At 44.9% G+C, this 11,834-nt stretch carries 15 protein-coding genes; 10 read left to right on the top strand and 5 right to left on the bottom strand.

What is annotated here, in order from left to right:
* The 3 genes from HP456_RS01565 to HP456_RS01575 all read left to right on the top strand — a co-directional run.
* Positions 1-292 (top strand): family 1 glycosylhydrolase (locus tag HP456_RS01565; protein WP_172248260.1); only part of this gene is annotated, 292 nt, incomplete at its 5' end.
* A gap of 212 nt (positions 293-504) precedes the next feature.
* Positions 505-1,752 (top strand): M24 family metallopeptidase, encoded by a 1,248-nt coding sequence (locus tag HP456_RS01570; protein ID WP_172248261.1) that lies wholly within the window; start codon positions 505-507, stop codon positions 1,750-1,752.
* 203 nt (positions 1,753-1,955) lie between these two features.
* Positions 1,956-2,324 (top strand): YkvA family protein, encoded by a 369-nt coding sequence (locus tag HP456_RS01575; RefSeq protein ID WP_172248262.1) that lies wholly within the window; start codon positions 1,956-1,958, stop codon positions 2,322-2,324.
* A 91-nt stretch (positions 2,325-2,415) separates the two neighbouring features.
* On the opposite strand, the gene HP456_RS01580 is transcribed toward HP456_RS01575, so the two are convergent.
* Positions 2,416-2,814 (bottom strand): hypothetical protein, encoded by a 399-nt coding sequence (locus HP456_RS01580; RefSeq protein ID WP_312857718.1) that lies wholly within the window; start codon positions 2,812-2,814, stop codon positions 2,416-2,418.
* 251 nt (positions 2,815-3,065) lie between these two features.
* Between HP456_RS01580 and HP456_RS01585 the strand changes: the two genes are divergently transcribed.
* Positions 3,066-3,527, top strand: coding sequence for an SRPBCC family protein (locus tag HP456_RS01585; protein ID WP_172248264.1), 462 nt, complete (start codon positions 3,066-3,068; stop codon positions 3,525-3,527).
* A 53-nt stretch (positions 3,528-3,580) separates the two neighbouring features.
* Positions 3,581-4,231, top strand: a complete 651-nt coding sequence (locus tag HP456_RS01590; RefSeq protein ID WP_172248265.1) for a YdeI/OmpD-associated family protein — start codon at positions 3,581-3,583, stop codon at positions 4,229-4,231.
* Between the two features lie 108 nt (positions 4,232-4,339).
* Here HP456_RS01590 and HP456_RS01595 read toward each other — a convergent pair whose 3' ends face one another.
* The 3 genes from HP456_RS01595 to HP456_RS01605 all read right to left on the bottom strand — a co-directional run bounded on the left by HP456_RS01595 (position 4,340) and on the right by HP456_RS01605 (position 7,045).
* Positions 4,340-5,203 (bottom strand): hypothetical protein, encoded by an 864-nt coding sequence (locus HP456_RS01595; RefSeq protein WP_216663142.1) that lies wholly within the window; start codon positions 5,201-5,203, stop codon positions 4,340-4,342.
* Positions 5,190-6,131 carry a WD40/YVTN/BNR-like repeat-containing protein gene (locus tag HP456_RS01600; protein ID WP_246288652.1) on the bottom strand — a complete coding sequence of 314 codons (942 nt, stop codon included), beginning with the start codon at positions 6,129-6,131 and terminating at the stop codon, positions 5,190-5,192. The genes HP456_RS01595 and HP456_RS01600 overlap by 14 nt, the downstream gene beginning before the upstream one ends.
* A gap of 149 nt (positions 6,132-6,280) precedes the next feature.
* Complete coding sequence (locus HP456_RS01605) at positions 6,281-7,045, bottom strand: DUF3891 family protein (protein WP_172248267.1); 765 nt, start codon at positions 7,043-7,045, stop codon at positions 6,281-6,283.
* A 644-nt stretch (positions 7,046-7,689) separates the two neighbouring features.
* Between HP456_RS01605 and HP456_RS01610 the strand changes: the two genes are divergently transcribed.
* Both HP456_RS01610 and HP456_RS01615 read left to right on the top strand, forming a co-directional pair.
* The gene (locus HP456_RS01610) at positions 7,690-8,058 is read left to right on the top strand and encodes a PH domain-containing protein (protein WP_172248268.1); all 369 of its coding nucleotides are present in this window, start codon (positions 7,690-7,692) and stop codon (positions 8,056-8,058) included.
* Positions 8,059-8,102: 44 nt separating this feature from the next.
* The gene (locus HP456_RS01615) at positions 8,103-8,273 is read left to right on the top strand and encodes a hypothetical protein (protein WP_172248269.1); all 171 of its coding nucleotides are present in this window, start codon (positions 8,103-8,105) and stop codon (positions 8,271-8,273) included.
* Between the two features lie 108 nt (positions 8,274-8,381).
* Here the strand turns inward: HP456_RS01615 and HP456_RS01620 are convergent, their stop codons facing one another.
* Positions 8,382-8,618 (bottom strand): hypothetical protein, encoded by a 237-nt coding sequence (locus tag HP456_RS01620; protein ID WP_172248270.1) that lies wholly within the window; start codon positions 8,616-8,618, stop codon positions 8,382-8,384.
* A 166-nt stretch (positions 8,619-8,784) separates the two neighbouring features.
* Here HP456_RS01620 and HP456_RS01625 point away from each other — a divergent pair, with 166 nt between their 5' ends.
* From HP456_RS01625 to HP456_RS01635, 3 genes are all read left to right on the top strand, one after another.
* Positions 8,785-9,723, top strand: coding sequence for a bifunctional helix-turn-helix transcriptional regulator/GNAT family N-acetyltransferase (locus tag HP456_RS01625; protein WP_172248271.1), 939 nt, complete (start codon positions 8,785-8,787; stop codon positions 9,721-9,723).
* A gap of 163 nt (positions 9,724-9,886) precedes the next feature.
* Positions 9,887-10,570 (top strand): Dph6-related ATP pyrophosphatase, encoded by a 684-nt coding sequence (locus HP456_RS01630; RefSeq protein ID WP_172248272.1) that lies wholly within the window; start codon positions 9,887-9,889, stop codon positions 10,568-10,570.
* A gap of 156 nt (positions 10,571-10,726) precedes the next feature.
* A complete protein-coding gene (locus tag HP456_RS01635; protein ID WP_172248297.1) occupies positions 10,727-11,773 on the top strand; it encodes a lactonase family protein in 1,047 nt (348 codons plus the stop codon).
* Positions 11,774-11,834 lie beyond the last annotated feature (61 nt).

An 11,834-nucleotide genomic window follows, 5' to 3' on the forward strand; every position in this document is an offset into this window, starting at 1 on the left:
CAAAGACAAAATAGAGCAAGACGGTTCCATTCAGGATGACTATAGAATCGATTTTCTCCGCGATCACATCAAAGCGATGGGAGAAGCAGTTGCAGATGGTGTTGAGTTAATGGGGTATACAAGCTGGGGCTGCATTGACTTAGTAAGCGCATCTTCAGGAGAATTTTCTAAACGTTATGGATTTATCTATGTCGACAAACATGATGACGGTACTGGGACTTTAGATAGAAAAAAGAAGAAGTCTTTCTTCTGGTATAGAGATGTTATTGCTACAAATGGAGAGAGGCTATAATTAAAAGGAGCTGACTTTATCTATCTTTTGTTGCAGATTAAAGTGGCGAGTTTCCATGTATGTAAAGTTACTAGCATACGTGGGGCTCGCCACTTTGGTTTACCAGAAGAAAGAGTTTAATGATAAGTAATATTTGATTACAGGGCAGGAATTTCAAATAAAATGTCGAAGGATAAAAGATAATAGAAAGTCTTAACCTGGAGGAAAAAACCATGCCCAAAAACAATAATTCCGTGATCCTGCCCCTCAAAAAACGAGAAGAAATTCAAAACCGCTGGCTCTTCCACCGGTTGAATACGTTATTGCCTGTGTTGATGAAGAAGCATGAGTTGGAGATGTGGGTTGTGATTGGCAGGGAGTATAATGAGGATCCTGTATTGAAAACTCTCTATCCTGCGGCTATCGACAGTTCGCGAAGATTGACGATTCTGGTCTTCTGGTTGGATGAGGAGCAGCAGTTGAAGCGCTGGGTGATCCACCCGAACCCTAGTTTCGAGCCTTTTTATGAGCGGATTTGGCAGCGGGAAGAAGGAGATCAGTGGGAGTGTTTGAGGAGGATTGTGGAGAGGTGCAGTCCGGAGACGATCGGTTTGGATTATTCCCATACATTTGGGGTCGGGGATGGGCTCAGCCGTTCTTATTTTGAGCGGTTGGATATGGTGTTGAATGAGCATAGTGACCGGTTTGTGAGTGCGCAGCAGCTCGTGGTTGATTGGCTTTCTATCAGGAGTGAAAAGGAAATGGTGTCGTATCCTGCGATTGCTGAGCTGGCGAGGGAAATCGCGGAGGAGGCGTTATCGGCAAGGGTGATCCATCCCGGAATCACGACGACGGAGGATGTGGTGGATTGGATCCGGCAGCGGGTGTTGGATCTCGGAATTGAGACGTCCTTTTATCCGACGGTCGATCTTCAGCGAAAAGGAGCCGGGATGGACCGGATCGAAGGGGAAATCATCCGGCCTGGTGATATCGTTCATCTGGATTTTGGGATCAGGTATCTCGGGCTTGCAACAGATACGCAGCAGCTCGCCTACGTGTTGCAGCCCGGGGAAACCGATGCGCCGGAAGGACTTCAGTCTGCTTTCATTACCGCACTAAGGCTCGAGGATATTTTGAGCGCTGAGATGAAGGAAGGGAGAACAGGGAATGATGTATTCCATGCCGCTATTACTGCTGCAAAAAAGGAACAGATCGATGCGATGATTTATTCCCATCCGGTCGGACCGCATTGTCACGAAGCGGGTTCCTTGATCGGCCTTTATGATCAGCAAGGGGACGTTCCGGTAAAAGGTGATCTTCCCCTGACAGCCAATACGTGCTACGCGATGGAATTCAATATCCGGCAGTTTGTGCCTGAGTGGGGGCAGGAGGTGCCGATTTATTTAGAAGAGCCCGTTGCTTTGATCAATGGTAAAGTTGAATATATGGCGAAGCGGCAGATGGGGTTTTATTTGATTTAGCGGTATTATCTAGTAAATTATTTTAGGGTGATAATAGCAGGATTCATCATTAATCTGGCATCTATCAGCATCCATCCACCGCATAAAGTTTGTGTATTTCTCCTAATGCTTTTACAATAAAAAGTAACAAGAGATGAGCTGTTCGACATGGCCGGCGGGGTTAAATGCAGCCGCGTCATTGCTCACAGTGGAGGTGCCAATAGATGAGCAACACAGAAAAACACTATTCAGAGGATAAATTTTGGGACAAATTGAAGAAGTTCGGGGTGAAGGCAGGACATTCCGTGGTATACACAGCGTTACTTCTTTATTTTGTACTGCAGAAGCCGGATGTTCCGAAAAAAGCAAAGATGGTGATCATTGGAGCTCTTGGATATTTCATTCTTCCGACGGATTTCATTCCTGATATAGCAATCGGGATCGGCTTTACGGATGACCTTGGTGCACTCGGTGTAGCACTGCTGCAGGTGGCGATGTATATCGATGAGGACGTGAAGGCGAAAGCAAAGGCAAAATTGACCGATTGGTTCGGGGAAGATGTGGATACTTCTGAGGTTGATGGGAAATTGTAGTGGGAATGCCTCCTGCTCTTATTGTTTATAGAAGAAATGACGCATGAATTGGCATGCGTCATTTTTAATTGAAACAGGGAATGAGGATGCACTATCTTTTTATTTTTATTAGATCATCAGAAGGAGTAAGATGATCCTTCTCTCCAATAGAGAAACCCGATTTTTGACGGTCTATTTCCGCATAGTGAACAACTTTCTCTTCATGAAGAAAAACCAATAAATAGATATCATCCCGGATTCGCAGATTGCTTGGATCTTCGAATTCAGTGCCCATTACTTCTTCCATTTTCTCTTGCGGTGTATAAGGGGTGAACAAGAAAGCCTGTTCCCAGTTGAAATCTGTTAATGGGTTAATCGATAATTCACTGTTGGTTTTATCTTCCACAGTCGAATGAATCGCTTCCTCTAAACCTTTATTATGCTGAACCTCACTTTGGTTGCATCCTGCTAATAATAGGATAAGAAGGATTGCTTTTTTCAATGAAATCACCTTTTCATGTATTTCTATACTTCCGACCGGATCTCAATTTCTATGTTAATATTAACATAATATTACAATTAATATAGAGACATTGATAAGAGTAGTTGATTGCAAGGCAATCTAAGGCACAAAAAGGTTTTGAACATGGACAGGCCCACTTTGCAGACTGGGATTACATATAGAATGGAACAAGCAGCAGGACTATCAACATCCCATGGGGAACATAATGATAGACAGGAAATAATAAGGGGGATTACAATTTGAGTGTTCATTTCGAGGTAGTAAGACATATCGGAGTATCCAAAGAAAGAGCGTATGAAGGACTGCTGGATCTTGATGCTGCGAGGCATTGGATGCAGGGGCTGGTGAAGATGGAGAGATTGGATGATGGGCCGCTGCGTGAGGGGAGCGAGTGGAAAGAGACGAGAAAGATGTTTGGGAAAGAAGCTTTTGAACATTTTGAAGTGGTGGAGCTTGATGAACCAAACAGAATCGTGCTGCGATGTGACGGGACGAAAGGGACGACGGGTAAAGGGGAATTTATTTTTACATACATCCTCACTTCAGCGGGTGAGCAGACAGAAGTGACGCTGAATGGGGAAATCCGGGGAATGACCGGTATCGCGAAGTTGTTTACTAAGATGATGGCCGGGATGTTCAAGAAAGCTTGTACGAAGGATCTGGATGCGTTGAAAATGCATTTGGAGAGCAGAGTGCATTGATTTTTTTAATGGAAAGAATGGGTCGTAACTGACCAGCAACTCAGGAGGATATCATGACAATTATGACGAAATTAAAGCTTGATCAGTATGAGAATCTCGCCATGTTAAATCAACCGGATGACTATGATGTTTTTGACGGGTATCAGAGCGGACTCACTGGGGGACACGATGCGATTTTTATCTTCGTGGAAACGGTTGAGGAGATGGCGCGCTATACTCAGATGATCATTGAGGAAGGGCAGCTGCTTGAGAAAGGCTATCTCTTTTTTGCCTATCCAAAAAAGGGGAACAAGCGCTATGAGACGTATGTTCACAGGGACGAGATTTTCCCGGCCTTGAAGGTCGGAGACGGTGGATATGTGACAGGCAGCGATGTGAAGTTCTCGCGGATGGTCAGTATGGATAAAGTCTTTACGGTCGTGGGCTTGAAGAGAGAAAAGAGGAAGACAAAGAAGTCATCTGCTGCTAGTCAATGTGTCGCTGACTATGAAGATAACGTTCAGGATGTTGAGAATCTGCTCGCGGGTCATCCGGATGAACTTTCGTTTTTCAAAGAACTGACGCCAGGATATCGGCGGGATTGGGCACGTTATCTCTTTTCGGTCAAACAGGAGAAAACGCGTGAGAAGCGCCGCGGGCAAATGGTCGATATCTTATCACAGGGATATAAATCAGTGGATTTGTATCGGCAGAAGAAGAAGTGATCAAGGAAGAATAGGACGGTTCTTGTGCTGGAGAAGCAGGGGGATCGTCCTTTTTTGACTGCGTCATGAAGTCAGCTGCGGCACCCGCACAGGATGCCGGCTGTTGATTTAGTCAGACGAAACATACTCCATTATTATGGGATCATTGCGATCCATGGTTGCTTTATACAAGCTGATGGTACCGGAGGGCGGAGCGGGTTCGTTCGAGTTGCTCTTGAAGGTTTCATTTAATGCGATGGTCCAATGAGCCTGATTGTTTTTCACCAACACAACCGCGAGTGTGCCGAATTGAACAATAGTGTCCCACTCATAGCGTTCCATTTCACCGTTGTCGTCGATCGTGATTCCTTCAGGCGAACTGATGACGCGTGCATTTGTCCCTTTCCATGTGCCTTGAAGAGTTGGACCGACATAGGTATAAGAGGTTCCTCCATCCCGGTCGCCATACGTCCCGACGTATTGATGGGTCGTCCCGTCATCTGCCTTATAGGTGACAGCTGCAATGTCTTTTTCGAGCCACTTTACTTTGAATTCACCACTTGTCTTATAAGGCAGGATTTCCTGAGGGCGGGCGAACAGCCAATAAGAGGTTCGATAATGGACAGCTTGTCCTGTTTCCTTGTTTTCCTTGATGACGAATAGATGTTTCAAGTCCGGTGAAAGGCTGATTACCTGGTTTGTTTTTTGACTGTGATGGACCAGCAGACCTGCATGAAGAAGGATGAGTAGCGCAGTCACACTGGCGATGGTCAACTTCACCTTTTTTGTGACGGTAAAAAGCAGAAATATCGAGAATGCCATACAAGCAGCGATTAATAGATTTATCAGGTAAAACATGCGATTATCCGTGTATTCTACATCATATCGCGATTGAAGGAAAAGGAAGCCCATCTGCAGGCAAAAAAGCCCGATGGCTGTAATGAAAAGCAGCCAGCCTCCTGATTTTTTGAATCGTGTGTCAATCGGTTTCATCCGGTTGTGCCTCCTCGGAAAACGTCCATGACTGGCCGTGGTCGTATGAAATGAATTTCCCCTTTATTCTCCCGCCTTTATAATCCCCGTTTGGACCTTGGTTGAGATAAACTGCTAAGTGATCTTCTTCTTTAAAAGGTACTTCCGCCATGACGAAAATGTTGTGATAGGTTTCAGGCATTTCTATATTTGCCTTGCTCCAGGATTTTCCCCCATCCAGCGTGATGTGCAGGTCAGGCTCTACTGGATTGAGGATACCGAAAGACAGGAAGCCTGTTTGTTCATCGACAAATCCTCCATCATAAAGTAACCGGGTCACATCCGGATGGGCGGTTTCCCGCCAGGTTTTTCCGCCATCATCTGTCAGGTAGACGGTCGTCCATTCCTGTGACATGGTGCGGTCGCCTGAAACGATGACATAGCCAAAGGACTCATTGATAAATTCAACTTTCCGGAAGCGGATGGGCGGATATTGCTCCGTGACGACCGCATTTTCCCATGTCTTCCCTTTGTCCAGTGAGTAGATCAGCTTAATGCTTTTTCCATATGCACTGTCCACGGACCCTGTGCTGCTGTCATCAGCATATAAGAACGCAGCTCGATCCCGGGTGAGGATAAAGCTGTTCTGAATCAGCTCCTGCTCGTCCCCTGAATACTCCCCTTCGAATAACGTCTCTTTTTCAATCGGGACCTCAGCCCACTCATCCCCGTTCGAGTACGTGATCTGCAGCTGATCATGCTGAAGCGAGTACCCAATCGGATCATCTACATAAATCGGCTGTAGGGGGGAAGGTTGTGACTGGACTGATTCTTGAGTGTCGGGCTTTTCAGTTGTCTGGTTCGGGCCTGGAGGAGTCGAAGACATTTCAAAAAAGAAAACTCCCGCGACCAGGCCAATCAACATAAGAACAAGCGTAGCAATCATCATTTTTTTCAAGTGAAGGACTCCTTTTATATGAACCATTGGAACAGGTACGGTTGTCCGGTCTTAGGATTATGCGGGTCAAGCGGCGGACTGCTTAACTTACGGGCAGCGGTGTCTGTCCCGCCGGGTCGGTGCCATTTTAGGGGATTCAGTCATGAACCGCCGGCCAATACTACTTTCTCTTCCCATTCACTCGCTTCATAAGCCTTTGCAATCCCGATTTCTTTAATGGAACTTTTTAGTACCTCTTTAAATTTTAATGGTAAGGGGAACTCGCTGGTGAATGGAAAAGGATCGATTTTCATTTCGTCTTCATTGAGCCAGTGCGCAGCAAGCTGCTGGTCCTCATTATGAAAGATCTCTGTATTCTTGAATCCGTTCTTAAACCAAGGATGCTCGTCTTCTTTACCCGCACCGGGTTCATTCAAGCACACATATAACGAAAGATCATCCGAAAATTGAAGCAGGCGGAAATGCTGATGAAGGAGTTCTTCATCAAGATCAGGCAGCAATTTCTTTAGGTTCTCTTGCCTGATTGCCTCTTCGTTTAAAAATGCCAGGCAGTCTTTGTTTCTCGATTCAGTGAAGAATGAGCAGAAATGCAGGCTGCAAAGGAGAGCCGAATAGAGGTTCACACGCTCGATTTCGTCCAGCCCGATTTTGTAAAACGCCATTTTGACCAGCAGCGGATAGTCAGAAAAGGTGAAGGGTTTGCCGGTTTCATCATTCCAAATCGGGGTGTCATCCAAACCGATCCAGCTCCGGTCGTGCTGGCAGGCGGCATAGATGGCATCTCCGAAATGTCGGTCCGAGTTTAATAGTGAAGGATCAAAATGCTTTGTGATTTCTCCGGACAGGAAGGCATGGTCATGCTGTTTGATCATGATGAAAGAGTGTTGGGTTTCTCGTATGATCATGGTTATGACTCCTTTCTGTAAAAATGGTTTTGGCCATGAATGGATTTTTGATAGTTTCATTATATCATTTGGGTGATGTGGCGGGGGTGATGTTACATTGAGGGGCTTGTCCTGAAGGTGGAGATGAAATGGTGGCTTGGCATTGGCGGTGGGGCGGTGGGGTTTTTAATCGTAAAAAGGCATTATCGATAATAAGGATCAGCCTTTGGTAAGTTCAAAGAACGTATGCTAACAGAAGGAAGCGGTGCCGGTATATTTGATAATAGAGTTGCGGATTTCGATAATAAAATGTTTATTTTCGATAATACACTTGAAGAAATCGATAATAAGGTTGAAATCAATTGATGGTGGACAGTCGTTTTTGTGAAAAATCGAGCTGCAACCAGCTTTTTCACTTGGATGTACCGCATGGGGGGCTTCAATTAGGGGGGGCGGGTGATTTTTCGCTATTTTATTGATTTTTACGTTGTTTGGAGACCATATTTAACTATTTTTCGAAAGATGTTTGAACGCCGTCTACATTGGGGTGATTGGGATATGAGGAATAATACACAGTAGGCACCTTTTCCAAGTAAAAAAAGGGTTTAAAAACAATTATATAGAACTGCTTAGTAGAGAAAGAATTTTTTCAGGGGGAATGAGGAATGGCTGCAACGGCAGGAATTTTAGAATGGACACTGTTATCGGAATGTCCGATACCGGATGATGTGAATGCTTTATTGATCAGCGGGGAAGAAGCAGTGGCTGCGTATAAGACCTTTCGGGACAGTGCGATATTCACAAATAAGCGATTGATTGTAAGGGATTCGCAGGGACTGACGGGGAAGAAGGTGGAAATGTACTCCCTTCCGTATTCATCCATCACGATGTGGTCGACGGAGAATGCCGGCAGTTTCCTTGATGTGAATGCAGAGGTGGAGCTGTGGACGAAATCCGGTCACATTAAAGTGAAGCTTAAGAAAGGGATCGATGTAAGGAAGTTTGATACGTTGATTGCGGAAGCGCTTTTATAAGGAATTGCTCAAATGAATCGGAAATGATGTCAGGAGTTTTATTCGTGATAAAAAGGTTTTTTCTTGGATTGAAAATCATGTTGATTGTCATCGGACTCTTTCTTGCATTAAATCAGTACGAGAGTGAGCCCTGGCTGGTCTTGGTGCTTTTTTGGCTGATTACCGGAATCGAGGCAGCCGTTCGTTCCTATCGCAGGGAAAGGAAGGTTTCGTAAAGATTCGGCAGCGGCTGTTGCGTTGGCAGCGTTAGGATAATAAATTTAAAAGGGCCTTCCCCCCATTGCGGTAATGTTTCACTGCAGAGGGGGAAGGCCATTCGATCGTTATTTGTTAAGGAGTCCTTTTACTAGTAAATAGATACCGAGGGTCAGGAAGATCGGCACAAACCAGTTTTCGAAGAGGGAGGGAATATCAGGTTTGTGTGGCCATCCCTCACTGCTTGCAGGACCCATTCGATGAGCAGCCCAAAGTATGTAGGCCATCATTTTTTCTAGTGAGTAGAGGATTGCGCCGGATATGAGGAAGAGGGTTCCAGACAGGATTGGATTTGATTTTTTCATAGATAAGGCTCCTTTTATAATTGATAGAAAGCTGGTAACTAAAGTATAGTACCCAACAGAGCAGCAAACAAATTGATTAATCGACCGCTGCGTTTAGTTGACTAAATCAACTAAATGTTATAAGCTTCAGTTAGATTGAATATTCAGACTGATAGGGGGACTATGATTGGAAGCTGGTCAATTTGTAGAGAAAATAAGAAAGTTTAATCGGTATTATGCAAGTGTTCTTGGGAAAATCGATCAAGAAATCTATCATCATCCTTTTCCATTAACGGAGGCGCGGGTTATAACAGAAATCAATTACAGAAATGGTTGTACGGCTACTGAGGCCAGGGAAAAGCTGGGGATCGACAGAGGCTATATGAGCCGGATTGTCCAGCGTTTTGAAAATGAAAAGATCATCATGAAAAAGCAGTCGGCCGAAGACAAACGTCAATATTCGCTATATCTCACCGAATATGGGAAGGAGATTTACACCAATCTTGTGGAAGACGCAAATCGCGGAGTGGAAAAAATGAACCGTCATTTATCAAAGGATGAACTGGCTAAGTTAGTTACATCAATGGAGACAATCGAATCGATTTACTCTGAAGATCATGTATCCGGTCCCGACGTACTCATTCGTACATTTCAGCCGGGGGACGTTGGATATGTCGCCCACCTTCATGGGAAGTTATATGATCGAACCTATCAGTTTGGCCGTATGTTTGAATACTACGTCATGAAGGGTCTGACAGAATTCATGATCAATACAGGCGGAGGAGAGCTTTGGGTTGCCGAAGTGAATGGTGAAATCGTGGGTTCGATTGCCATTACAAAGTCTACTGACTCCGTTGCACAACTGAGATGGTTTGTGTTAAATGAGAAAGTTCAAGGTATGGGAATTGGGAAGCGACTAATGGAGAAAGCGATACATTTTTGTAAAGAAAAAAACTACCAGCATGTGTTCCTATGGACGGTAAGCACATTAAAGGCGGCGCGTCATCTTTATCAAAAATACCATTTCACCCTGACGGAAGAAAAAGCTAATGATGAGTGGACCGGAACAACATTGATCGAGGAACGGTGGGATCTTGATCTTTCTGGAGTGCAATCAATGATCTAAGACAAATACCAATAGACACTGTTCCTTCTGCAAAATTTTCCGCAAACGGGCAATAACCAATAAAAGGTCAATTTTCAAACTGGGCACAGCAGATTTCGGACCAGTCTCTATCTTTGATATAGTAGAAGGCAGTTCTATAAATCTAGTAAAACAGGAGGTCTATATGAAGACGGTGATTGGATTCAGCGGCGGGAAGGATTCTACGCTGGCATTATATGAAATACAGCAAAACCCTGAGTATGAAGTGGATTCATTGCTGGTCACGCTGACCGAGGGGTTTGGCCGGGTGTCGATTCACGGAGTCCGATATGAACTGCTTAAGCAGCAGTCGGAGTCGCTGGGAATTCCGCTGAGGGAGGTGTGGATTCCTGAAGGATGTACGAATGACGTGTATCAGGAGCGGATGCAGAAAGCGGTCACGGATATGAAGGATGTCGGGGTCACTCATATGGTGTTCGGAGATATCCATCTGCAGGATGTGCGTGAATACAGGGAAAAGATGATGTCAGAGACGGGAATCACCCCGGTCTTTCCACTTTGGAACAGGCCAGTGCAAGAGGTTAGCCGGTCATTTATTAACCATTCGTTTAAAACAGTGATTACGTGTGTGGATCTTGATCAAATTGACCGGTCCTTTGCCGGGAGAGTCTATGATGAGTCGTTTATAAGGGACTATCCAGTGGAAAGCCGTGATATCTGCGGGGAAAATGGGGAGTTTCATTCATTTGTGTTCGACGGTCCAAACTTTTCCTTTTCAATTGAATATGAATTGGGGGAAGAAAGAGTGACGCCGGATTATCAGACTGAGCGGGACCGTTTCTTGTACGTCGATGTCATTCCGAAGTAGGGAAAGCTTTGTGTACCGTCCGGAGTTTTTATGGCAAGCTCCAGAATGGACATTAAGCCAGGCGGTGCTGTTTTTATGCAGCCTGCTTTTTTTGTTATAGTAGTATAAGAGTAATCATGGTATTTTATAAAAAAATACATAAGGGAGTGTTTCATGATGACGAAATTTACTGGCTATGTAGGAACATATACGAAACAAGATAGCAAAGGCGTATATCAGTTCACGCTTGATACGGAGAAAAAAGAAATCTTGGATGTAAAGCTGGCTGCTGAAGTAGGAAATCCCACTTACGTGACGGTGACTGGAGATAATAAGAATCTGTATGCTGTGTCCAAAGACGGTGAAAATGGCGGTATCACTGCCTTTTCAATTGATGGTCAAACCGGTGGGCTGAACAAACTGAATAGTCATAGTACTCCAGGGGCCAATCCATGTCATCTTAGTGTGGGCCAGGACAATCAGACGGTTGTGACGGCCAATTATCATACAACGGAGGTTCAATCTTACATAACGGAGAAGGATGGGGCACTTCACTCGCTGGTTTCGACGATCGAACATGCAGGTTCCGGTCCTCATGAGAGACAGGAAAAACCTCATATGCATTATGCAGGGTTCACGCCGGATGGGAAATATGTCATCGCCATCGACCTGGGAAGTGATCGTATTTACACTTATACAGCAGAGAATGGTGAGTTGCGTGAGGAAAGAATAGTTGAAGCGAAGCCCGGGAGCGGTCCTAGGCATCTGACGTTTCATCCTAATGGCAAATTCGTCTATGTGATGACGGAGCTTAGCTCAGAAGTTCTTGTTCTCCACTATAACGCTGAGGATGGAAGTTTTTCAGAGCAGCAATATATTCCCGCCATTCCAGAGGACTTTAAGGAAACGAATGATGGGAGTGCCATTCATATTTCCGCAGATGGACAATATGTGTACGCAGGAAATCGCGGTCATAACAGCATCGCGGTCTATAAGGTGAATCAGGATTCCGGTTCGTTGACCTTTGTTGAATGGACGTCAACGGAAGGCAACTGGCCTCGTGACTTTGTGTTAGATCCGACAGGTGAATTCCTTGTTGCGTCCAATCAAAAATCAAACACGTTGACGTTGTTTGGCAGGGATAAAGAGACAGGAAGGCTTGAACTGCTGCAATCAGGGGTGCAGGTTCCTGAGCCGGTTTGTGTGAAATTTTTAAATGTGTAAGTGGTAGATATTATTTAGTGAAAATTAGAGGCTTGCTCCATACATTGGGGCAAGCCTTCTT

This window comes from Bacillus haikouensis, from assembly GCF_013179555.1.
GTDB lineage: Bacteria > Bacillota > Bacilli > Bacillales > Bacillaceae_B > Rossellomorea > Rossellomorea haikouensis_A.